Origin of the sequence: Lactobacillus sp. HBUAS51381 (assembly GCF_012641095.1) — a bacterium.
GTDB lineage: Bacteria > Bacillota > Bacilli > Lactobacillales > Lactobacillaceae > Levilactobacillus.
In genome coordinates this window covers 30505-51455 of record NZ_JAAVSC010000017.1, presented here as the reverse complement: position 1 = coordinate 51455, position 20951 = coordinate 30505, and the positions used below count along the sequence as shown (strand labels likewise).

Sequence of the window (20951 nt, the reverse complement as noted above, 5' to 3'; positions counted from 1 at the left end):
TCGAGTAATTCAGTCCGTCATCAGCGTTTCTTCTCCAGCACCTTATTCACCAAAATGCTGGGATTGTGCTTCACTCCTTGGCGTTGGAGTTCTTCAAAAATGTTGAGAAATTGCTTCTGCCGAAACTTGAATCCATCGATCATAATCGAATAAAAGGCCATGTTCCCATTGCTGACGAGGTTACGGGCTAAGACGACACTCTTTTCATCCTGACTGACCACCGTCTTACGGGCTAGAATACCGATCTGCATGACCGCGTTATTCGGCGTCATCTCGATCTTCAAAATATCCGCCCACGGAACCACTACGGTCGGTTCCTGTGTGTTGTCCGTAATCCCCCGGTCATCGAAAATGTAATCCGGCTGTTTGCCCAGCCCCTTCTTCGCCGTCTCAAAGGCCGCGTAGAAGAAGAGTAAGCCAAAGGCCACCGCCACAATCTTCATGATCAGCCAAGTTCCCGTGAAGACCACCCCACAGATGGCCAATCCAAACAGAATAAAGACAATCGTGGTCATGTAGATTCGTAACCGACTGGGATAAACTTCGTATGCATCTTTCATTATCAATTCCTCAAATCATTTGTGAACTAACTCGCCGCCAAACGTTACTTGATTGCTGAGTCGTATTCTACTCGCTTGGAGTCAGGTACGGTTTGGAAGTAAATTTCGAGACCTTGGTCATGGAATTCCTTCAATTCTGCTTTTTCAGCATCACCAATTGCCACTGTCGGAATCACGAACTTGGTGTTGGGCTTCTTGGAAATTCCGCCAACATTAAGCTCCTTAAGTTCCAGACCAGCTGCTAAGGCTTCCTTAACTTCCTTGATGTACTTGAAAACGATCACAACTTTATCGTCGCCAAATTGGTTTTTCTTCCATTCTTCGGCAACTTCCGTCGCACTGTACACCTTGATGCTCAGACCACCGGTAGAGTTAGTGCTGACGTAAATATCCTTCATGAAGTCATCGGCAGCGGTGGCGTTGTCCACCACATAAACTGAGTTTGTGCCAAAACCTTTGGTCCACTTAGTCATAACTTGGCCGTGAATTAAACGATCGTCGACCCGTGCTAAATTAATTTGTCCCATAATATTTATCCTCCAATTTTAAATGCGCTTCACTATTTATGATTGGTGTAAGAAATTCTTGTCGATTAGCTTCATGCCCTCGGTCGCCACGCCGATGGAATCGTTAATCAATTTATCCGTATCTTCCTCTGCGTCGGAGAAATTCAGAATGTTGACGAGTAACGGCAAGCTCAGCCCCGTCACGATCTTCATGTCGTGATACTTGGCTAAGGTTGACAGAGACACGTTAGATGGACTCCCACCTAGTAAGTCGACCAGTAAGACGGTTTCGTCATAATCGGCTTCGTTGGCTTGTAAAATATCATAAACTTTTGTCCGCAAATCATCAACCGATTCACCCGGATGGAGGCCTAGCGCCTTCACGTTTTCCTGGGGACCCATCAACAATTCCATGCTTTTAACCGTTTCAACACCCATGTCGCCGTGGGTAATCACTAAGAATGCACGTTTCATAATTCTGACTTCCTCCTTTAAATGACGTAGAAGATACTCAATACAACCAGCGCAATGGTTAAGTAAACCAGACCACGCGTAATCTTGAGGCCTTGCTTCTGGAAGTACCAGTACAGCATCAGAACAGCGAACAGCGGCAAAATCCCCGGTAGGATCGTGTTCAAGATATCTTGCACATCGAAGGTCTTCTTGCTAATCGTGAACTTCAGATAACTTTGAATCTTAATGTACTGACCGGCTAAGATTCCCATCATGTACAGCCCGAGAACCCCCAGGCCATCGATAATACCGGCCATTCGGCCACCGGTCATGATTTCCTTAGCGGCTGCCCGCCCAAGAGAATACCCCATCTTCGTGAAGTAATAACCATAAGTAAAGGTGGCAATGGCGAAGCAGAGGAACGGGAGCAAGGCCCCCATGAAGTTCCCTTTTTGCGCGAACGGTAAGAAGATGGCGATGAAGATGTATTGTACGGTTCCGGAGTCAATGGAATCCCCAATACCAGCCAATGGACCCATCAGCCCAACCTTGGTGTTGTTGATCATATCTTCTGAGATGGGTTCTTCGCCATTGGCTAAGGCCTTGGCCCGTGCTTCTTCAAGGGAAATGGTCACCCCAGTTAAGGTTCCCCCACCCCAAGTTGCTTGGGTGTTGAAGAATAACAGGTGCCGTTGAAAGGCTTTTGCCAATTCGGTTTTGTCTTTATAGAGCTTTTTCAAGGTTGGAATCAGCCCGAAACAGAAAGCTGGTGCCAACATTCGGTCGAACGTATGGGGGACTTCGTTAGCCCACCACCAACCGAACCAGGACTTCATTAAGTCTTTATTAGTAATCTTATCAGGTTGTGGAATGCGATGTTCTTCGGCTTGGACGTCCTCAGATGCTGGGACGTCGGCATTCGTTGCAGCTACTTCTTCACTCATTGATCTGACCTCCTTAATCCTTAATTTGTCGATTTCTTAGACGTAAACGTCACGTAGAGGATGGCGAAGATGGCACCAAAGATGGCGTAGATCGTCATGCTGATGTCCAACTTGGCAAAGGCCACACTCATGAAGTAAGCCAGGAAGAAGAATGGTAAGAGTTGTTTCTTCCCAATAACTTGCATGATCACGGCGATCCCTAAGGCGGCTAACCCACCACCGACACTGTTCAAAACGTGAATCAACGTCCCATGTTCGATGTTCGCAACCAATCCGGAAATAACCGGTGCCCCGAAGTACAGTGCGATAAACATCAGTGGAATGAACAGGGCGAAGGAAATCAAGGTTGGAATCCCCATGATGGCGAATCCTAATCCCCGAGCATTTCCTTCCTTAGCGTACTTGTCCATTGGCTTCAATGCGAAGGTGTTCAGGAAGAATCTGAATTGATAGAGGTAACTTCCCAATAATCCCACGGGTACCGCAATGGCGATGGCCCCTTGGGGACTCATGTGCCCCAGCAGCGCAACGGGCACCGCAATGGCCGTCGCGATACATGGTTCGGCAGGTAAGGCGCCCCCCGGTGCAACGAACCCCATGTAGACTAACTGAATGGCAGCGGTTACAATCATGGCTTGTTTGATGTCCCCCATGATAAAACCAACCATCATCCCGGTCATCAACGGACTGAACCGCATCGTCAGGGTTGAAAAACCTAAAATTCGTGATTCTACCAAAGCGACCCAAAGTGCAATGAGTAACGCTTGCCAGATAGATAACGTCACATGCATGATAAATGCCTCCCTAAAATTAAATATATAATGGCTACCTAAGATAATCATTCTTACCGGTTCCGGTAAAAACATCTGTCTCCATTATAAATGAAATCGGTTTCATTACAACCTTGAATATGCACTTTTTTTCGAATACAATGGAGCCAAACCATATTGGGGGTAAAATAACATGACCGAAATCACGATTTACGTTGTCCGCCATGGCGAAACCTTACTCAATTCGTTCGATCGCATGCAGGGCTGGGTGGATTCCGAGCTAACAGCGACGGGCCGCCAGCAAGCTCTGGCAACCGGTAAGCACCTGCAAGATATTTCCTTTGACTACGTTTGCTCATCCGACCTCAACCGCGCGATCCAGACGCGGGACCTGATTCTTTCCCAGCTGCCACAGCGGCCGCAGATCATCGCACCAAACAAGACCTTTCGGGAAGTCTTTTTCGGCTACTACGAGGGACTCAACGCCCCAGCAACCTGGCGAGAAGTCGCCCAATCTAGTGGCTACGGTGGCCAAGAGGATTTAATCCGTCACTTCGGGTTCCCCCGGACACGGCAAATGATGCACGACGCCGATCCCGCCAAGATGGCCGAGACTTACGACCAGGTAATGGCGCGCTGGCACCACGGTTTCGAGGTTCTCCGCGGCGCTTGCCCGGATCACGCCACCGTTCTCCTCATTACGCATGGGACCTTCATTCGCACGTTGGCAGACTCTCAAGGGATCAACATTGTTGGCAATTTTCCGGGCAATGGTAGCATTTCCATTGTCAAAGAAAACGATGACACCGTGAACTTAATTCGCTATAATCAAACCATAGACCATTAAGCCAAAGAAATACTTGCTATAAAATTGGTTTTCAGTAGGAATTGGAGATAGACTCATGAATTCAGAGCTTTTGCAGACCTTTTTAAAAATTGTAGAATACCGGCAGATTTCACAGGCTGCAGATTCTCTCTATATTACGCAAGCCGCCGTAAGTAACCGGTTACATCGGATGGAAAGCTTGCTGGGGGTGAAACTCATCAACCGGGTCAAGGGGAATAACACGATCTCTTTGACGCGCTATGGTGAACGCCTTGTACCAATTGCCCGTCAATGGATTCAGCTCAATGACCAAGTGGACAGCCTGAAGGAGATGGGGGATTACCACGTCTTAAACATCGCGACCTCTCTGGACATTAATACGGCAATTCTCTCGGAGATTGCCCCCACCACACTAATTGATGATTCGCTGCTGCGCTTGAACATTCAAACCACTGACGACTTGAATATTTATGACCTGATTGATAACGATCTCGCCGATATTGGCTTTTCATTTGTCGAGTCCACGCGTCATAAGATTGAGACGCGAAAGATTGGCCAGGAACGGTTGGTCCTGGTCACCACGCCGACCAGTGCTTACCCCGACTTTGTGGGTACCACCATGCTTTCCCGCTACGATGAGGTGATGATTCCTTACAACGACAGTTATCGGAAGTGGCACATGCTGTGTTGGGAAGATAAGATTCCGCCGTTCGTTCGCCTGGACACCAGTCTGACCGTCCCCCAGTACTTGGTCAACGACCGCAACTGGGCGTTGATTCCAGAGTCCATGGCCCGCTTCTTTCTCAAACACGGTCAACCCTTGCGGATTCTTCACCTGCTGGAAAAGCCCCCGGTACTGCCACTCATTGCGGTCAGTCGACCCCAACGAATCAACGCGCCGGAAGCCAAGAAGTTGGCCGTCAAGTTACAATCCGAACTCTTCAAGCTACAACAGCAGGATGACGACTTCATTTAAGATCGGTCCACCGGTTCCCGTGAAATTCTCGTTTTCTGTCCGAACATGAATAGCGGCACACCCCTACCTTGGCGTGTGCCGCTATTTGAGTCAAAAAAAAACGACCACGCCATCGGCATCGTCGTTACATTAACGCTTACTCTTCGCTATCGCTCGTTGCGTTGTCGCTATCCGAGCTTGCTTCGGTATCTTCGGTAGCATCGCTATCCTCGGCCGGTTGCTCGTCGGGCAGATCGGCCACCTGATCACTGCTGAGGACAATGTCATCGGCTGGCTCATCGTTATCCTCGTCGGGAACCGTCTTCCAGGCGGGGGCATCGTTCTTTGCTTCTAATTTATCATTCAACGCTTCCTTGAAATCATCGGCGGCGTCGGCGGCATAGAAGGCATAATCAACGGCGCGATCCTTGAAAGCATTGTAACGGTCACGTGCGGCGTCCTTCAAGGCCTCACGTTGTTCCAAGTCCAGGGCGTGATAGGCTGCGAATGCGGCCCCACCAACCAATAATCCTGCTAATAACTTGTGTTTTGCCATACTTATGACTCCCTTTCCGTGATTAGTCCTTGTTCTTATGATTTCTGTAGAGGTCAAATGCCGTCTTGCCCACTTTGGCGGCTAACGACGTCTTGGCCGTCTGTTTCGCCGTGTCAGTGACCCGATCCGTTAGATTACGGGTAGCTGTATTCAGATCAGAGACACTCTCACCCAAATCAGCAGCGGCTTGGAAGACCGGATCGATGGTGGCAACTTTCTGGTTGACGTCCTCCAATAGCTCATTTGCGTTGGCCATGATATTTTCGGCCTGGTGACTAATCACGTCTAAATCCGACGTCATAGTTTTCACCGACTTATTAACCTCACCCAACGTTTTATTCATCTTGACTAAGAACATACCAATGAAGAGGACCAGAATCAAAAACGCAATTGCTGCGATTAGGCCCGCTACTTGTCCACCGGTCATGACAACCCCTCCTTGTACTCAGTTACTTACCAATAGAATAGCATTCTCACCGGTTCGGTGCAATTAAAACCCCAAATCTAGTCGGCTTTTCTCAGCCAAAGCTGGGCGCCCACTGAAAAATCTGCTAAACTAGACAATAAACCTGTCAGCAGCGGGCCCAGTATCAATGGTCTACCCGCTTCTGACCTCACTAAAGGAGACGCGTTTCTTGACGGATTTAGTTGCCACCACCGCCACTTCTTCCAAGTGGTTCCAGAACTATGTCAGTTCTTTCGACTGGGAGAAGTTTGGCCATTTAATTACCAGTCGTTTTCTCTCCCTCCTCTTCTTGACGGTGTTGTTCTTCGTCATCAACGTGGTGGGAAAATTCATTCTGCGGCGCAGTTTCAAACGGTATCTGGTCCCCAAGTCCGGACCCAGCAACCGGCTACAGACCATCAGCATGCTGACCATGAATCTCTTCCACTACACCGTTCTTTTCTTCTGGATTTACGCGATTCTGTCCACGTTAGGCGTTCCTGTGGGCACGTTAATTGCCGGTGCCGGAATCTTCAGTTTGGCGTTAGGCCTGGGTGCACAAGGCTTTGTGAGCGACCTGGTCACCGGGATTTCGATCCTGTTGGAACAACAGCTCGACGTGGGGGATGTGGTCCAGATTGGCACGATTGAGGGGACCGTGACATCGATCGGATTACGTACCACGCAAGTCACCAGTGCGGACGGGACTTTGAATTTTATTCCTAACCGCAACATCACGATCGTTTCCAATCGCTCCCGCAACAACATGCACGCGTTGGTCAACATCCCCATTGCCCCGACCACACCGGTAGAAAAGTTGCCGGAAATTATTCAAGACGTCAATGAAAAACTATTACCACAACACCCCAGCGTGATTGGCGAACCAATGATCACCGGGGTCGTGACGCTTCCGCCAAACGAGTTGGTCTTTCAAGTCGGGCTGACCTGCAAAAGCGGCAGCCAGTTCACCCTGCAGGCAACGTTCCTGACGGCCTATCTCAAGGCCATTCGTCAGGCGGGCATCCAGTTGCCAACCCACGCCACGATGCCGACTGGAAAATAAGTTGCGGGTCGTGGGCTAGTCCCACGAGAATGCCTCACTGGAATCAGCTAACCTTGCGTAACAAATAGCGTCTGAATCCCCTGATATTGGGATTCAGACGCTATTTTTCACGTCAAAACAGGACTACTGTTCGTGATCGGCCACCGGTTCCTTAGCCGTGACATCATAGTATTTGTGGAGATTGTGTGCCAGAAAATTAATGCGCTTCAATAGTTCCCGCCGGGTGATGATGCCCTGGAAGACCTTTTCATCATTCACCAACGGAATGAAGGGCTCATCCACTAAGTAGTTTAAAATCGTTTCTAACTTGGTCGGATCGTTTACCCACCGGTTCACCGGCAACATGGCATCCGCCACCGTATAACGGCTCAGCTGATCCACGGCGGCTCCCGGAACGTGCAGGAGATATTCCGAAATCGCGGCCAACGAGATCATTCCTTGCAGGCGATCATCCGGCGTTAAGACCGGAATCCGACTATAACCGACCTTCGAAAGCACCATGAAGGCGTGTTCTAAAGTATTGGTTGCCGTAACGTTGGCAACGACATCCGCTGAAATCACGTAACTCTTGGGATCTTTAAGTAACATCTGCTCAACGGCTGGATCAATCATGCCTTCGTTCATCCTTTCTGCGTCTCTGAGCGGGCAAATGTGAAATTCAGTTCCGGCACGGGCTGCCCATCCCGCGTCACAAATTGGACTTCCCACTGATCGGCCGTCACCGTAATCACGGCGCAGGTGCCGCCTAACCGTTGGAACTCCCCGCGCGGCTGACTGATGCTTCCGGGATTAACGAACAGGTGCCCCCCGACCACTTCCGCAGTTAGTTGGTGCGTGTGCCCGTAAAAGACGGCCTCGGCTTGCGCGGCATCCGCCCGCAACTTCAACTGGGTCAAATCCCAGTTGACGCGGTCGTGATGACCATGCGTCAACAGGACCTGACGATCATCCACGCGTGGGGTCAATACCTGTGGCAAGGCCGTATCAAAGTCCATATTGCCTTGAATCGCGTACACACCCTGAAACCAGGGATCGTCCGCGGCCATTTCGGAATCACCACAGTGAAAAATGGCATCCGGCTGAAGCTGTTGTCGCAGCCGTTGGAGAATCTCGCGATCACCGTGATTATCGCTGATGACTAACCATCGACTCATGTTAAGCCTCCCACCAGGCGTCAAACTGTGGCAGCATGGCCGCCGTAGCCTTTGCCCTATGACTGTGTTGGTTCTTCGTGGCCAAGCCCATCTCAGCAAACGTCTGGCCCTCAGATGGCACGTAGAACAGTGGATCGTAGCCGAAACCATCGTGACCCCGCGGTGCCGTCAGAATCTCACCACGGACTTCACCGGTAGCCACCAACTTCTTGCCACCGGGCTTAATCAAGACCAATGACGTGTGAAAGGCCGCCCCGCGCTGATCAGCCGGAACACCGGCCAGATTTGCTAATAATTTTGCGTTATTCTTCGCATCATCGTGATCACCGGCGTACCGGGCCGAATAAATGCCGGGTTCACCATTCAACGCATCGACCATCAGACCGGAATCGTCCGCCAAAACCGGTAGCTGTGTCTCCTGAGCGACCGCCGTTGCCTTAAGTGTGGCGTTCTCCGTAAAGGTTTTGCCCGTCTCCGCCACTTGTTTTAGATCCGGAAAGTCGGCTAAGGTCTTGACCGTCAATCCCTTGGGCTCAAAAATTGCCCGAAACTCGCGGGCCTTACCGGCATTCTTGGTGGCAATGACAATTGTGTTTTCCATTCGTTATTCAACCTCCGTTGCTTGGGTCAACGCCGTGATGGGTAAGTGCTGCGCCTGAACTGGTGTTTCATCTAACCAATTATCGGCTAATTTATCAAAACGGTCAACATCCCCTGTCGTGTAATACACGCCCTGAGGATGCCGCACGCCACTCGGGTTGGCCAGGTTCCAATAATCCAAGAGCGACGTCGCCATATCGGCGGTCGCCGTTCCGGGATCAACCAACGTAACGTCGGGTCCCATGACCGCTTGAATCAGCGGCCGGAGCAGTGGAAAATGGGTGCATCCCATGACCAGCGTATCAATATCTTTGGCCAACAATGGGGCTAACCCGTCCCGCACGACCGTTTGCGCATGTTCCGACATCAGATCGTTCGCCTCGACCAAATCCACAAAATTCTGAACCGCAAGACTAAAGACCTGGTTGTTCGGATCCTTGGCCAGAATCGTTTGGCGATATTGATCGCTCTTGATCGTTCCGGTCGTCGCAATCACGCCAATTCGGTGATTACGCGTTGTTTGAACCGCCGAACGCGCGCCGGGGGCAATGACGCCCACGACCGGAATGGTCAGTTCACGCTGCATGGTGGTTAGGGCCGCGGCCGTTGCCGTATTGCAGGCGATAATCAGCATTTTAATCCCCGCCTGTTGCTGTAAAAAGGCGGCAATCTGCCGCGTAAAGGTCGTCACCTCAGCCGCGTCACGCGGACCATAAGGTAACCGCGCCTGATCCCCCAAAAATACTGTCTTTTCGGTAGGCAGTAACCGTTGAACCTCTTTTAAGACCGTTAAGCCGCCGACTCCTGAATCCATTAACCCAATTGGACTGTTTTGCATGAATCAACGCTCCTCTCAGTTGCTTGAACCTATATTATCGCCTTTTTATGAAGCGGATTCAAGTTTCTTGCCGTGAAAAATGCAGATAGGTCATAAAAAAGACTTAAGTTTACACGGAACTCAATGTTGTCAGCTTTTTAAGGTATAATAAGAGCAGTATATAATCCGGATAAAGGAGCCAACTATTTTGAAAAACTTATACCAGACCGTCATGCATGATGCGCACGGGGCCCCCTACCTGCCCCAAATGATTATTCGTGACGCCCTCATCCCCGAGCTGTTGGGGGACGATAAGGGTGCAATTGGTTACTGGGCCGGGAAATCATTGGCCCGGCGCTTTCCAATCGGCAATCCTACAGATGCCGCTACTTTCTTCGAACAAGTCGGCTTTGGAACGCTAACCATCGTGAAACAAACGGCTCAGATGACCCAGTGGCAACTCAGCGGCGATCCCGTCCGCTTGCGACTCGAGCTTGAAGGCGACACCGACTTCACCCTAGAAGCAGGGTTTCTCGCCGAAATGATGGCCCAACAACTTGGCGTCGTTACCGAAGCGGAATTGGTCGATACCAGTCGGAAGCTCAAGGATCGTGCCGTTACCTTTGCCGTCTACACGGATCCGGACGACATCATTCCGGAATACGATGCGCCGCAACCACTTGAATTGGTTCAACCCACAGAAACACCCGAAGATTCTGCTAAATAGGGTCATGGCCGCGAACTAGGCGCGGTTGGCTCGTCTGGCAACTTAGTTTAAGAACTCAGTTTAACAAAACGACTGCCGCGGATTTCCCGTAGCAGTCGTTTTTTCGCAACCAAAAACGCTAAGCTTCAACGTATTGGTCCAAAATCTTCTTCAATTGATCCTTGGAATGGTAACCCACGATGGAATCGACCACTTCGCCATCCTTCTTAACCAATAAGGTAGGAATGCTCATGATCCCAAAGGATTGAGGCGTGTTGGGGTTGGCATCAACGTCCATCTTGTTAAAGGTGACGTTGTCCATTTCATCAGCCAACTGTTCAACTACTGGTGATTGCATCCGACAAGGACCGCACCACGTTGCCCAAAAGTCAGTCAGGGTAACGCCCTTAGCAGTATCTTGTTCAAAGGTTTTATCCGTTGTTTCCGTAACCATTGTATTGCCTCCCTATCAAATCCGTAATTTAACTACCAGCAGCATGCTTTGTTGCTTCACTATTTAGTCTACCAGACTTTTTCGAAATCACAACTAAGTTGCTCACAACCGAATTAGGGCTTTACTTAAACCGAACGACCGTGGAGCCGTCGCCCCCGGCATTGGCCGGCGAGAAGCCAAAACTCTTGATCCGATTATTACGCTTCAGGTAGTTGGTGACCCCCTTACGCAGGGCCCCGGTCCCCTTCCCGTGAATAATCGTCACGGATGGATAACCGGCCAATAGCGCAGAGTCAATGTAGCGGTCCACTTCGGCCATAGCCTCTTCATACCGGTGCCCCCGCAAATCCAAGGTTGGGGACATGCCACTCGAGCCGGAGCGCCGAATTGAGGCACGTGGTTGCTTCTGACTCTTCGCCGGGTCCTTGGCCTTTTCCAGGTCGTTATTAGCAATCTTCATCTTCAGAATCCCCAATTGGACTTCCCAGTGGCTATCGTCCAACTGCTGCATCAAGACCCCGGTCTGACCGTAAGACTTGACCAACACACTATCACCCTTATGGAAGTCGTGCTTGGTCTTCTCACGCCGCAACACGCGGTTCTTCTTCAACTTGCTGTCCTGTTGCAGGGCGTTCAACGCCCCCTGGGCAGCGATCAGCTCGTCTTCCTTCACCACGCTGTGGCCGGCCGCCAACTGCTTCTTGCGCAGATTGGAAATGATCTGGTTGGCCCGTTTACGGGATTCATCGACCAAGCGATTGGCATCGCGTTTGGCATCGGCCATCAACTGATCCTTTTGCTTCTGATACTGTTCAAACTGTTTCTGTAACTGATCGTGTAGCTCGTTGGCGTCCTTCAACTGCGTCTGTAATTCCGCAGCATCGCGATCGGCATGCCGTTTCTGCTCCGTCAGGTCACTAATCATGGCGTTTAAGTCCTGACTATCCTGATCGGTCAGGCCCCGGGCCGCGTCAATCACCTGCGATGGCATTCCCAGACGTGACGCAATGTCCAACGCATTACTCCGCCCAGGAATCCCGATCAGCAAGTGATAGGTCGGTTGCAACGTTTCACCGTTAAATTCCATGCTGGCGTTGATCGTGTCCGGTCGGTTGTAGCCATACGCCTTCAACTCTGGATAGTGGGTCGAGGCCATGACGTAACTGCCCAGCGTCCCAATCTCATCCAGAATGGCAATCGCCAGCGCGGCCCCTTCCTGCGGATCGGTACCGGCACCCAGTTCATCGACCACAATCAGGCTACGATCGTCGGCCTGCTTCAGGATGGCCACGATATTTTCCATGTGACCCGAGAAGGTACTCAGGCTCTGCTCGATGGACTGTTCATCCCCGATGTCGGCAAAGATGTCATCGAAGGCCCCGATTACACTGTTTTCATTGGCGGGAATAAAGAGCCCGGATTGCCCCATCAATTGGACCAATGCCAGCGTCTTTAAGGTGATCGTCTTCCCACCGGTGTTCGGCCCCGTCACGATAATGGCCTTGTAGTCCCGCCCAATGGTAATGTCGTTAGCGACCACTTTCTTTTGATCAATCAGGGGATGACGCGCCTGCCGTAAATTCACCTGATTGTCCAGCGACAACTTTGGCTCGCTGGCCTTAATCTGATGGGCGTACCGTGCCTTGGCATTCACGAAGTCAAAATGTCCCAGGAGTTCGGCGTTACGCAGAATTTCATCCTGATACGGTTCCAACAACGCCGTTAATTCGGCCAAGATGCGTTGTTCCTCATGGCGTTCGTCAATCTGATTTTGCCGTAAGCGGTTGTTCAAGCCCACGACGGCCTGAGGTTCGATGAATAACGTTTGCCCACTGGCACTCTGGTCGTGGACAATGCCGCCGAACCGTTGCTTATACTCGGCCCGCACCGGAATCACGTAGCGGTCATCACGAATCGTCACAATCGTTTCGCTGAGGTATTTGGCATCCTTACCACGGGTGTACTGATCCATGGCGCTGCGAATGGCGGCTTCGGTCTGGGTGATGTGCTGACGAATCTGGCGCAACGCTGGGGAGGCCTCATCGGTAATGTGGCCGTCGCCCTCCAGCGAAGTCCGTAGTCGCCGCGTCACGTCGGGTAAGGTCACCAATTCCTTAACCACTCGATCTAACCGGCGCAGGTCAATTTCCTTGTCGGCCAGGTCGTGGAAAAATTTGACCACGGAACCGGTCGTCCACAAGACCCGACTAATCTGGGCCAGTTCCAACCCGTTGAGTGCGGCCTCCATGGCAAGCCGGTGAAGATGGGGCCGAATATCGTCCAGCTTGGGCAACGGAATGCCGTTTTCTAGTCGATAAATATCCGCGCCATCCTTGGTTTCATCGAGCCAAATTTGGAGCTGTTTGACGTTGGCCGTTGGCTGTAGCTGATTTAACTCATGCTGCCCCGCCGCCGAGACTAAATAACCGCGTAAGGCTTGCTTAATGCGGTCGTATTCCATAATTTTTAACGTTTTTTGATTCATAGGACGCTCCTCTCTAACGAGTCGTCAGAATTAATGTTCGGTTAGCCACCAGTGATAGACCTGTTTTGAAAGGACCGGCGTTTGTTTCACGATCCACTGCGCGACTGGTGACGCTTGATAGCTATCCTGAAATCCCTTAACGGGCAACAGGATCATGAGATTTAAGATTAAAAAGATGACCACGTAGCGAATAACCAGGTTAATCAGGCCCCCAGCAAGTGAATTCACTTGGTGAATCACGGGCAACCAGGTAACCTTATTCACCCCATACGCGATCTGGTGAACGATAAAGAAGCCTACCGTTAGAATGGCTGAAAATGCCAAACCATTGAGAAAGAAGCTACTACTCTGAGCGGCCGTCACCGCACTGGCCGAACTGTTCAAGGATAGGTTGCCGATAAACTGCCCGATGCCAGTTGCGAGGGGCTTCGCCAAGAAACGGGCCGCCACCCACACCACAATATAGCCAATCGTGTTGAGAATCTGGAGCACCAGCCCCCGGCGATATCCGCGACGAAAGCCAAAGATTAGGATGACTAGAATAATTAAACTTAAAACCAAATTATTCCCCCGTTCCCGGTGTGTCGTCCGTCACGGCTTGCGTTGCCTCAGCGTCGTTGGCCGCGGCCAGCTTTAATTGATCAGAAATGGCGTTGAAGGCCATCAAGATAGCGGCGTCTTCCTTTGATAAATTTGGTGATAACTGTTTTAACTGTGTGAATTGTTGATTGAGTACTTCCGTGACCGCCCGCATGTGTTCATCCGAGGTCTGACCGACGATCGTGTAGGTCTTCCCGGCGATAACGGCCTTGAAGCGATGAGTCTGTTCCGTCATTTCTATTCCCCCTGCTCTTGCACTGCGGTCGCTCGTAGGGTCCACGCGCCACCAATCTTCCACCAGGATTTGGCTGGCATGACCGCAATGCACAATACTTTATTCTACCATTATTTTCCATCATGTTGCACGTCTTAGGTCTCAACTTAGCGGATAGTTTGCGGCAACAAAAAAGAGCGGAAGTTCTCCGCCCTTTCATCTTATCCCTGACTATCCTTGCTTACCAGCATTAGGATCAATCGTCCCGTCTGCTAAGAAGGTGTTTAATACGGATTCAACCATATCCCATTCTTCATCGGATTCGATCAATTGTAAATCGCCACCAGATGGGTTAGCTGGATCATCGTCGGCTGGTAATGCGTAGGCTTGAATATCAACTTCTTCGTCTTCGCTCTTGCCAGAGGGGTAAATCAAAATGTATGACTTACCAAAATCGTCAGATTCAAAGGTAAATAAGACATCGTATAACTCTTCGTTGCCATTTTCATCAACTAATGTGATTTGTTCTTGGTCGTCGTTCATGGGAAACCTCACTTTTCTCGGGTTAATTTACCCTGCCGATCTAAATAGTTCTGCAGAATTAACCCGGCTGCTAATTTATCAATTACTTTTTTCCGCTTACGGCGTGACGTATCAGCCTGTTCCACTAACATACGCTCCGCCTCTACGGTTGTCAACCGTTCGTCTTCGAAGTCAACGGGCAAATGAAACCGTTCCGTCAACATCTCGCCGTACCGTTTAGAAGCCGCGGCCCGGGGGCCTAACGAATTGTTCATGTTCTTGGGCAGGCCCACCACAAAGCCGTCGACTTCGTGTTCACTGACCAATTCGGCCACCCGGTCTAACCCAAATACCTCGGACTCTTCGTCTATAGGAATGATTTCAACCCCCTGAGCCGTCCAGCCCAGAGCATCGCTAATGGCAATCCCTACCGTACGCGAACCAACATCTAACCCCATTAATTTCATGAAGGCTTCACCGGTCCATTCTGATTCAGATAAACGCGAACCAATTCTTCAATAATCTCGTCTCGTTCATGCTTGCGAATCAGGTTCCGCGCATCATTGATCCGCGGAATATACGCAGGATCGCCTGATAGTAGGTAACCGACAATCTGATTAATCGGGTTATATCCCTTTTCTTCTAGTGCTTGATAAACCGTGACCAGTGTATCATGGACGTCCTTTGGCTGGTTAGCGTCAAAGTCGAAATACATCGTTTTGTCTAATGAACTCACTATAAAACACCCCCGCACTTCCTCACTTAGACTCAATTTTACTCGATAATTCGGTAAACTACAACGACCGACACCCAATGTAATCTATTCGTAATACTGCTACTGTCAAGGGAGCCGCCCTTTACGGACCGCTCCCTCGTTTAACGCCTATTACGACTGGCTGACCCTCAGAAAGCCGACTGTCACTCGTCTTGCATGACCCGTCGTTAGGCCCGCACTAGTCCTGTTCCTTCAACCAGTCAACCGCTGCGGTCATGGCCGCTGGTAAGCCGGCTGGGTTCTTCCCACCAGCTTGCGCCAGGTTAGGTCGACCGCCACCACCACCGTTAATCTTCGGGGCAATGGCCTTGATCAGATCGCCAGCCTTGACTTGCTTTTGCTTGTCGGCGCTGACCGCCACAATCAAATTGGCCTTGCCATTGACTTCGGCACCCAGAACTAACACATCTGAGAGTGCTTGGTCCCGCCAAGCATCTGCTAAAGCACGGAGTTGGTCCATCTTGGAAACTTGAACCGTCCCGCTGATCAGCTTGTAATTGCCGGCTTCAGTGACCTGATCAAAGACCGCACTGGCCTCTTGACTGGCCAACTTGCCTTCTAAGGCCGCTTGCTTCTGTTCTAAGCTCTTCACTTGGGCTTGGAGGCTCGTCACCTTTTGTTCAACTTCGGTGTCCTGAGTAACCTTTAAATCACCAGCAACGGCATCTAAGATTTCACTGCGGCCCTGCAAGTACCGGTAAGCGGCTGCGGAGGTGACGGCTTCGATCCGCCGTACACCTGCACCGACACCGGATTCCGAGGTGATCTTGAATAAACCAATCTCGTTGGTGTTCTTCACGTGATTTCCCCCACAGAATTCGGTCACAAAGTCACCAGCGCTCACCACGCGGACAACCTTGCCGTACTTTTCACTGAACAGTGCAATGGCCCCCATCTTCTTGGCGGACTCGATATCCGTTTCCACCGTCGTAACGGGAAGTTCGGCAAAGATCTTTTCGTTAACAATAGCCTCTGCCTTGGCTAAATCGGCAGGATCGACCTGACCAAAGTGGGTAAAGTCAAAGCGCAGGTAATCCCCTTCAACCAGCGAACCGGCTTGTTGGGTGTGTTCCCCAAAGACTTCCCGTAAGGCCTTGTCCAACAAGTGGGTTGCGGTATGGTTCTTTTCAACCTTACTGTGGAACTTCTGGTCAACCTTTAACGCGTAGGTTGTGCCCTTCTTCAACGGTGCAACGACCGTCAACGTGTGGAGGTTCTGACCGTTTGGCGCATGTTGCACGTCGGCCACGTGAGCGACAACGTTGCCGTCCAGGTCATAGATATCCCCCTTATCGGCAACTTGGCCCCCCATTTCGGCGTAGAACGGCGTGGTGTCAAACATGGCTTCCGCCGTCCCAGAGACGGCCTCGTCGGCCAACTGATCATCAACGACTAGTTCGGTCAACTTGCTCTGCGTTTCCAGTTGGGTATAGCCCACGTATTGACTTGGCGTCTTCACGTTAATCAAGAGATCATGCTGCAAGCCCATGGCCTTTTGCTTACCCCGGGCATTCCGCGCACGATCCTTTTGCTTCTGCATTTCGGCCTTGAAGCCGTCCTCATCGACCGTAATTCCCTGATCGTCGGCATATTCCTCGGTTAATTCAACCGGGAACCCGTACGTATCATAGAGTTTGAAGGCATCGGCACCGGCAATCTGACTGCCGCCCTGCTTCTTCAGGTCGGCGATCAAGCTGTTCAGAAGGTTCAACCCACCGTCCAGCGTTTCACCGAACCGGTCTTCTTCGGAACGAACCACCTTGGCAATGTAGTCGCTTTGCTTGAGCACGTCTGGGTAGTAAGACTGCATGATTTTGCCGACAACTGGGACTAATTGATCCAAGAAGGCCCCGTTGATGCCCAGCTTCTGACCGTTGACGATGGCCCGACGGATTAACCGGCGGATGACGTAGCCTCGGCCTTCATTTCCAGGTAAGGCACCGTCACCAATGGCAAACGTAATGGCCCGCGCGTGATCGGCAATCACCTTAAAGGACACGTCGTCTTCGTGGTTGGCCCCGTACTTCTTGCCGGCGCTCAGTTCAGCAGTCTTCTCGATGATTGGTAAGAACAGGTCGGTTTCGAAGTTGGTCTTGGCATTTTGGAAAATCGAAACGACCCGTTCCAGGCCCATCCCCGTATCAATATTCTTCCGCGGTAATGGCTTGTAGGTGCCATCCGGTTCGTGGTTGAACTGGGAGAACACGATGTTCCAGACTTCCAGGTAGCGTTCATTTTCCCCACCCGGGTAGTTTTCGGGATCATCATCCGCCAAGTTGTTGAAGGATTCGCCCCGGTCGTAGAAGATTTCGGAGTCCGGACCAGAAGGCCCCTCACCGATATCCCAGAAGTTATCTTCGACAGCGATAATGTGATCGGGGGCCACACCGGCGGCTTCCCAGTCAGCCTTGGCATCGGTATCCTTGGGGTAAACCGTCATGTAGAGTTTATCGGGATCCCAACCGAACCAGTCTGGTGAGGTCAAGAGTTCCCACGCCCAGGTGATGGCTTCCTTCTTGAAGTAATCCCCCACGGAGAAGTTCCCCAACATTTCAAACAACGTGTGGTGACGAGCCGTCTTCCCCACGTTTTCAATATCGTTGGTCCGAATACTCTTCTGTGAACTGGTCAAGCGCGGATTCTCGGGTACGACTTGGCCGGAGAAATATTTCTTCATCGTGGCAACCCCGGAGTTGATCCACAACAGCGATGGGTCGTCCTTTGGAACCAGTGATGCACTGGGTTCGATGGTGTGACCCTTGGACTTGAAGAAGTCCAGGTACATCTGGCGAATCTGACTACTACTTAGCTCTTTCATCTCTAATACCTCCAAAAAAGTATAAAAAACACCGTTGCCCGTAAAGACGCCGAAGCGCGGTACCACTTTACTTGCAACGATGTTTTAATCGTTTACCTCTTAAACTCATAACGCTGAGTCGCGATGACACTGAGGGAGCACCACTTATTCGCCGAATCGTTTTTCACAGCAACCAAAACGTTTCTGAAAATCGCCGGATAAGGGTATGTCCTCAACTTAATTATTTAAATGTCCATTAGAAATTATAGGTGGCGACCGCCGCCTTGTCAATCAGGGTTACCCGTTAACGTGAATTTCGAACAAATTAGCGGTGGAGCGCCCGCTTTTCTAGCGGCCCCGCCCAAAATCTTTATTGATAACGATCGGACTCGCGCTTCCGCCGTTTCCGTTCATTACGGGCACTTTGACGCGCAGCCACCCGCTTTTCTTGGTCCTTGCGTCGGTGAATTTCCTGCTTGATTTGATGCTTGTAGCCGGGCTTAATCTTCTTTTTCTTCTTCATCACGTAGCCAATCAGCGATGGATCAAGCTTTTCGGTACTCTTGTTTCGTTTCGTCCGCCGGTTACGGTCATAGGAGTCGACAATCTCGCCGTTACTGATCCGCTTGGGCTGGAACTTGATGCCCATGGCTTCAATCTCGGAAATCTTGGCTTCCTCATCCGGTGAATACAGGGTAATCGCCGTTCCCGGCATCCCCTGACGGCCCGTTCGGCCCACCCGGTGCACGAAGAAGTCCAGGTCTTCCGGAATATCATCGTTGATGACGTGGGAGACCCCTTCGATATCAATTCCCCGGGCAGCCAAGTCGGTGGCCACCACGAATTGATACTGAAGGTTCTTCACTTCACGCATGACCCGTTTCCGTTCCCGCGGTTTGATGCCCCCATGAATCATGGCGACCTTCAACCCTTGGGCCTTTAAGAAGTCGTTGATCTGTTCAACCCGGGTCTTGGTGTTGGCAAAGATCAGGACCAGATAGGGTTCACCCATCGTAATCAGCTGCAAAATCAGTTGATTCCGGTTTTGTCCCTTGGTCGAGATCAACCAATTATCGATCGTGGGTGAAATCACCGTGGTCGTCGGAATTTCTTCGATGACCGGATGATTCATGTATTTTCGTAAGAAGGGATCGAGGCGTTGTGGAATCGTTGCAGAGAAGACCATCATCTGGAGGTTCTTGGGCATCCGCCCAGCAATCTTATCAACTTGATCTAGGAATCCTAAATCAAGGGTCATGTCGGCTTCATCGACGACAAACTGCCGCGTCGTATGCACATCCAAGGCTTGTGATTGGATCAAATCCAACACCCGGCCCGGCGTCCCAATTACCAATTGGGGTTGATAATGCCGTAGCTTGTTGACCTGCCGTTGCTTATCGGTTCCACCCACGTAGTTACCGATTCGAATTTCAAATGGGGCTTCGGCGGCCAATTGTTCGGCCGCCGTGTGAATCTGATAGGCCAATTCCCGGCTAGGCGTCGTAATCACGGCCTGTACCTGATTTTCGGATGTTAATTGATTGAAGATGGGCAACAGGAACGTGTGGGTCTTCCCACTCCCGGTTTGGGATTGGCCCACCACATCCTTGCCGGCCGCAATGGTCGGAATTAATTTTTCCTGCACAGCGGTGGGCTTGGTAAACCCAATCTTTTGCAAGGCCGTCATCAAGTACGGCTGCAGGTTGAATCCTTTAAAGTTTTCGGTCATTCATTTTCTCCTTTATATTGCGCCACTAACTCATCGAGCTCGTGAACGACTTGATCGATCTCGTCTTGGTCCTTGGCCCCAGCACCACTGGCGAGGGCGTGACCGCCACCGCCATGGTTCTTAGCCAAGCCATTGATCGATGGTCCCTTTGACCGCAACCGAATGCGGTACGTGTGATCCTTCGATTCGACAAAGATGGCCCAGGCCACGACGGATGTAATCTTACCCGGAAGTGGCACCACGGCGGACGTAGAATCTCCCTCGCCTAGTCCAAAGGGTTCCACCACGTCGTCGCTAAGCTTGAGGTAAGCGGCACCGCTAGGCAAGATCTCTAGGTTCTGGTAAACGTAGGCGGACAACCGCGCCACGGCCGGGGAAACCTCATCCTCGGCCTGGTTTACGTCGGTTGCCGAAAAGTCGTAGGCCATTAATTTACCCGCCACGGCCATGGTGTTGGCCGACGTGGCTGGATACATGAACCGCCCCGTGTCGCCGACGATGCCGGCGTACAACAGACGAGCCGCATCGTCGGGCATGGTCAACTCACTCTCGTTAGCGGCAAACCAATCATATAACATTTCAGAGGTGCTAGAAGCCTGATCCAACACCCATTGGAGGTCGCCAAAGGCATCCTCGTTGGGATGATGGTCAATCTTCACAACGGCTTTACCCGTCGTCCATCGTTCGTCATCGACTCGAGGCTGGTTGGCCGTATCGACAACGATGACCAAAGCGTCCTTGTACGCATCGTCGGCCACGCCTTGATCCGCCTGACCCATCCAGTCAAACCCCGGGTAGTGCTTACCCACCGCGTAAACGGTCTTATCTGGGAAACTCGTCTGCAAGATGGCCCGTAAAGCCAATTGGGCCCCGATGCAGTCGGGATCTGGCCGTTGGTGCCGGTGAATAATAATTGTTTGATACTTTTTAATTTCTGCTAAAATTTCATTTTCTATGCTCATAATGGTGCTCACCCATTTTCTATCCGATTTTCCAGCGCAATTGCGTTGATACCGCGTT

25 protein-coding genes are annotated in these 20951 nt (G+C 51.1%); 4 read left to right on the top strand and 21 right to left on the bottom strand.

The window, feature by feature from the left end; translation table 11 throughout:
* Nucleotides 1–20: 20 nt before the first annotated feature.
* Genes HEQ50_RS07365 through HEQ50_RS07345 form a run of 5 tightly spaced genes read right to left on the bottom strand, consistent with a single transcriptional unit; the run spans nucleotide 21 to nucleotide 3254 of the window.
* Nucleotides 21–560: a hypothetical protein gene (locus tag HEQ50_RS07365; RefSeq protein ID WP_168899875.1), complete on the bottom strand. Its 540-nt coding sequence runs from the start codon at nucleotides 558–560 to the stop codon at nucleotides 21–23.
* A gap of 44 nt (nucleotides 561–604) precedes the next feature.
* Nucleotides 605–1087, bottom strand: coding sequence for a PTS sugar transporter subunit IIB (locus HEQ50_RS07360; RefSeq protein WP_168899874.1), 483 nt, complete (start codon nucleotides 1085–1087; stop codon nucleotides 605–607).
* Between the two features lie 36 nt (nucleotides 1088–1123).
* Nucleotides 1124–1540 (bottom strand): PTS sugar transporter subunit IIA, encoded by a 417-nt coding sequence (locus tag HEQ50_RS07355; RefSeq protein WP_168899873.1) that lies wholly within the window; start codon nucleotides 1538–1540, stop codon nucleotides 1124–1126.
* A gap of 17 nt (nucleotides 1541–1557) precedes the next feature.
* Nucleotides 1558–2463 carry a PTS system mannose/fructose/sorbose family transporter subunit IID gene (locus HEQ50_RS07350; RefSeq protein WP_211089260.1) on the bottom strand — a complete coding sequence of 302 codons (906 nt, stop codon included), beginning with the start codon at nucleotides 2461–2463 and terminating at the stop codon, nucleotides 1558–1560.
* Nucleotides 2464–2483: 20 nt separating this feature from the next.
* Nucleotides 2484–3254, bottom strand: a complete 771-nt coding sequence (locus HEQ50_RS07345; RefSeq protein WP_020088326.1) for a PTS sugar transporter subunit IIC — start codon at nucleotides 3252–3254, stop codon at nucleotides 2484–2486.
* Between the two features lie 172 nt (nucleotides 3255–3426).
* On the opposite strand from HEQ50_RS07345, the gene HEQ50_RS07340 reads away from it, so the two are divergent.
* Both HEQ50_RS07340 and HEQ50_RS07335 read left to right on the top strand, forming a co-directional pair.
* Complete coding sequence (locus HEQ50_RS07340) at nucleotides 3427–4080, top strand: histidine phosphatase family protein (RefSeq protein WP_168899872.1); 654 nt, start codon at nucleotides 3427–3429, stop codon at nucleotides 4078–4080.
* 55 nt (nucleotides 4081–4135) lie between these two features.
* Nucleotides 4136–5035, top strand: coding sequence for a LysR family transcriptional regulator (locus HEQ50_RS07335; protein ID WP_168899871.1), 900 nt, complete (start codon nucleotides 4136–4138; stop codon nucleotides 5033–5035).
* Nucleotides 5036–5171: 136 nt separating this feature from the next.
* Here HEQ50_RS07335 and HEQ50_RS07330 read toward each other — a convergent pair whose 3' ends face one another.
* Both HEQ50_RS07330 and HEQ50_RS07325 read right to left on the bottom strand, forming a co-directional pair.
* Nucleotides 5172–5570, bottom strand: coding sequence for a hypothetical protein (locus HEQ50_RS07330; protein ID WP_168899870.1), 399 nt, complete (start codon nucleotides 5568–5570; stop codon nucleotides 5172–5174).
* A gap of 22 nt (nucleotides 5571–5592) precedes the next feature.
* The gene (locus tag HEQ50_RS07325; protein WP_168899869.1) at nucleotides 5593–5997 is read right to left on the bottom strand and encodes a DUF948 domain-containing protein; all 405 of its coding nucleotides are present in this window, start codon (nucleotides 5995–5997) and stop codon (nucleotides 5593–5595) included.
* Between the two features lie 208 nt (nucleotides 5998–6205).
* Here HEQ50_RS07325 and HEQ50_RS07320 point away from each other — a divergent pair, with 208 nt between their 5' ends.
* Nucleotides 6206–7078, top strand: a complete 873-nt coding sequence (locus HEQ50_RS07320) for a mechanosensitive ion channel family protein (RefSeq protein WP_168899868.1) — start codon at nucleotides 6206–6208, stop codon at nucleotides 7076–7078.
* A 123-nt stretch (nucleotides 7079–7201) separates the two neighbouring features.
* Here HEQ50_RS07320 and cbpB read toward each other — a convergent pair whose 3' ends face one another.
* The 4 genes from cbpB to murI are packed head-to-tail and all read right to left on the bottom strand — an operon-like array spanning nucleotide 7202 to nucleotide 9670.
* Complete coding sequence (cbpB, locus tag HEQ50_RS07315) at nucleotides 7202–7690, bottom strand: cyclic-di-AMP-binding protein CbpB (protein WP_168899867.1); 489 nt, start codon at nucleotides 7688–7690, stop codon at nucleotides 7202–7204.
* Between the two features lie 8 nt (nucleotides 7691–7698).
* Complete coding sequence (locus tag HEQ50_RS07310; protein ID WP_168899866.1) at nucleotides 7699–8232, bottom strand: metallophosphoesterase; 534 nt, start codon at nucleotides 8230–8232, stop codon at nucleotides 7699–7701.
* A 1-nt stretch (nucleotide 8233) separates the two neighbouring features.
* Nucleotides 8234–8833, bottom strand: a complete 600-nt coding sequence (locus HEQ50_RS07305) for an XTP/dITP diphosphatase (RefSeq protein WP_168899865.1) — start codon at nucleotides 8831–8833, stop codon at nucleotides 8234–8236.
* 3 nt (nucleotides 8834–8836) lie between these two features.
* Nucleotides 8837–9670, bottom strand: a complete 834-nt coding sequence (gene murI / locus HEQ50_RS07300) for a glutamate racemase (protein ID WP_168899864.1) — start codon at nucleotides 9668–9670, stop codon at nucleotides 8837–8839.
* A gap of 187 nt (nucleotides 9671–9857) precedes the next feature.
* Here murI and HEQ50_RS07295 point away from each other — a divergent pair, with 187 nt between their 5' ends.
* The gene (locus HEQ50_RS07295; protein WP_168899863.1) at nucleotides 9858–10376 is read left to right on the top strand and encodes a YslB family protein; all 519 of its coding nucleotides are present in this window, start codon (nucleotides 9858–9860) and stop codon (nucleotides 10374–10376) included.
* A 118-nt stretch (nucleotides 10377–10494) separates the two neighbouring features.
* On the opposite strand, the gene trxA is transcribed toward HEQ50_RS07295, so the two are convergent.
* The 10 genes from trxA to HEQ50_RS07245 form a co-directional block, all read right to left on the bottom strand.
* Nucleotides 10495–10809 carry a thioredoxin gene (gene trxA, locus HEQ50_RS07290; RefSeq protein ID WP_168899862.1) on the bottom strand — a complete coding sequence of 105 codons (315 nt, stop codon included), beginning with the start codon at nucleotides 10807–10809 and terminating at the stop codon, nucleotides 10495–10497.
* A gap of 121 nt (nucleotides 10810–10930) precedes the next feature.
* Nucleotides 10931–13294 carry an endonuclease MutS2 gene (locus HEQ50_RS07285; protein ID WP_168899861.1) on the bottom strand — a complete coding sequence of 788 codons (2364 nt, stop codon included), beginning with the start codon at nucleotides 13292–13294 and terminating at the stop codon, nucleotides 10931–10933.
* 30 nt (nucleotides 13295–13324) lie between these two features.
* Complete coding sequence (locus tag HEQ50_RS07280) at nucleotides 13325–13855, bottom strand: CvpA family protein (RefSeq protein ID WP_168899860.1); 531 nt, start codon at nucleotides 13853–13855, stop codon at nucleotides 13325–13327.
* Nucleotide 13856: 1 nt separating this feature from the next.
* Nucleotides 13857–14129, bottom strand: a complete 273-nt coding sequence (locus HEQ50_RS07275) for a cell division protein ZapA (protein ID WP_168899859.1) — start codon at nucleotides 14127–14129, stop codon at nucleotides 13857–13859.
* Nucleotides 14130–14339: 210 nt separating this feature from the next.
* Nucleotides 14340–14651: a DUF1292 domain-containing protein gene (locus HEQ50_RS07270; protein ID WP_168899858.1), complete on the bottom strand. Its 312-nt coding sequence runs from the start codon at nucleotides 14649–14651 to the stop codon at nucleotides 14340–14342.
* A gap of 8 nt (nucleotides 14652–14659) precedes the next feature.
* On the bottom strand, nucleotides 14660–15097 hold the full coding sequence (gene ruvX / locus HEQ50_RS07265; protein WP_168899857.1) for a Holliday junction resolvase RuvX: 438 nt from the start codon (nucleotides 15095–15097) through the stop codon (nucleotides 14660–14662).
* Nucleotides 15094–15366, bottom strand: a complete 273-nt coding sequence (locus HEQ50_RS07260; protein ID WP_168899856.1) for an IreB family regulatory phosphoprotein — start codon at nucleotides 15364–15366, stop codon at nucleotides 15094–15096. Before HEQ50_RS07260 ends, ruvX begins: the two co-directional genes overlap by 4 nt.
* A gap of 217 nt (nucleotides 15367–15583) precedes the next feature.
* On the bottom strand, nucleotides 15584–18223 hold the full coding sequence (alaS, locus tag HEQ50_RS07255) for an alanine--tRNA ligase (protein ID WP_168899855.1): 2640 nt from the start codon (nucleotides 18221–18223) through the stop codon (nucleotides 15584–15586).
* Nucleotides 18224–18572: 349 nt separating this feature from the next.
* Nucleotides 18573–19931: a DEAD/DEAH box helicase gene (locus tag HEQ50_RS07250; RefSeq protein WP_168899854.1), complete on the bottom strand. Its 1359-nt coding sequence runs from the start codon at nucleotides 19929–19931 to the stop codon at nucleotides 18573–18575.
* Nucleotides 19928–20893: a bifunctional oligoribonuclease/PAP phosphatase NrnA gene (locus tag HEQ50_RS07245; protein WP_168899853.1), complete on the bottom strand. Its 966-nt coding sequence runs from the start codon at nucleotides 20891–20893 to the stop codon at nucleotides 19928–19930. Before HEQ50_RS07245 ends, HEQ50_RS07250 begins: the two co-directional genes overlap by 4 nt.
* Nucleotides 20894–20951 lie beyond the last annotated feature (58 nt).

Bases quoted from the DNA above. Each gene is read 5' to 3' on its own strand.
- HEQ50_RS07365 (WP_168899875.1), bottom strand. From the start codon at position 560: ATGAAAGATGCATACGAAGTTTATCCCAGTCGGTTACGAATCTACATG.
- HEQ50_RS07360 (WP_168899874.1), bottom strand. From the start codon at position 1,087: ATGGGACAAATTAATTTAGCACGGGTCGACGATCGTTTAATTCACGGC.
- HEQ50_RS07355 (WP_168899873.1), bottom strand. From the start codon at position 1,540: ATGAAACGTGCATTCTTAGTGATTACCCACGGCGACATGGGTGTTGAA.
- HEQ50_RS07350 (WP_211089260.1), bottom strand. From the start codon at position 2,463: ATGAGTGAAGAAGTAGCTGCAACGAATGCCGACGTCCCAGCATCTGAG.
- HEQ50_RS07345 (WP_020088326.1), bottom strand. From the start codon at position 3,254: ATGCATGTGACGTTATCTATCTGGCAAGCGTTACTCATTGCACTTTGG.
- HEQ50_RS07340 (WP_168899872.1), top strand. From the start codon at position 3,427: ATGACCGAAATCACGATTTACGTTGTCCGCCATGGCGAAACCTTACTC.
- HEQ50_RS07335 (WP_168899871.1), top strand. From the start codon at position 4,136: ATGAATTCAGAGCTTTTGCAGACCTTTTTAAAAATTGTAGAATACCGG.
- HEQ50_RS07330 (WP_168899870.1), bottom strand. From the start codon at position 5,570: ATGGCAAAACACAAGTTATTAGCAGGATTATTGGTTGGTGGGGCCGCA.
- HEQ50_RS07325 (WP_168899869.1), bottom strand. From the start codon at position 5,997: ATGACCGGTGGACAAGTAGCGGGCCTAATCGCAGCAATTGCGTTTTTG.
- cbpB (WP_168899867.1), bottom strand. From the start codon at position 7,690: ATGATTGATCCAGCCGTTGAGCAGATGTTACTTAAAGATCCCAAGAGT.
- HEQ50_RS07310 (WP_168899866.1), bottom strand. From the start codon at position 8,232: ATGAGTCGATGGTTAGTCATCAGCGATAATCACGGTGATCGCGAGATT.
- HEQ50_RS07305 (WP_168899865.1), bottom strand. From the start codon at position 8,833: ATGGAAAACACAATTGTCATTGCCACCAAGAATGCCGGTAAGGCCCGC.
- murI (WP_168899864.1), bottom strand. From the start codon at position 9,670: ATGCAAAACAGTCCAATTGGGTTAATGGATTCAGGAGTCGGCGGCTTA.
- trxA (WP_168899862.1), bottom strand. From the start codon at position 10,809: ATGGTTACGGAAACAACGGATAAAACCTTTGAACAAGATACTGCTAAG.
- HEQ50_RS07285 (WP_168899861.1), bottom strand. From the start codon at position 13,294: ATGAATCAAAAAACGTTAAAAATTATGGAATACGACCGCATTAAGCAA.
- HEQ50_RS07275 (WP_168899859.1), bottom strand. From the start codon at position 14,129: ATGACGGAACAGACTCATCGCTTCAAGGCCGTTATCGCCGGGAAGACC.
- HEQ50_RS07270 (WP_168899858.1), bottom strand. From the start codon at position 14,651: ATGAACGACGACCAAGAACAAATCACATTAGTTGATGAAAATGGCAAC.
- ruvX (WP_168899857.1), bottom strand. From the start codon at position 15,097: ATGAAATTAATGGGGTTAGATGTTGGTTCGCGTACGGTAGGGATTGCC.
- alaS (WP_168899855.1), bottom strand. From the start codon at position 18,223: ATGAAAGAGCTAAGTAGTAGTCAGATTCGCCAGATGTACCTGGACTTC.
- HEQ50_RS07250 (WP_168899854.1), bottom strand. From the start codon at position 19,931: ATGACCGAAAACTTTAAAGGATTCAACCTGCAGCCGTACTTGATGACG.
- HEQ50_RS07245 (WP_168899853.1), bottom strand. From the start codon at position 20,893: ATGAGCATAGAAAATGAAATTTTAGCAGAAATTAAAAAGTATCAAACA.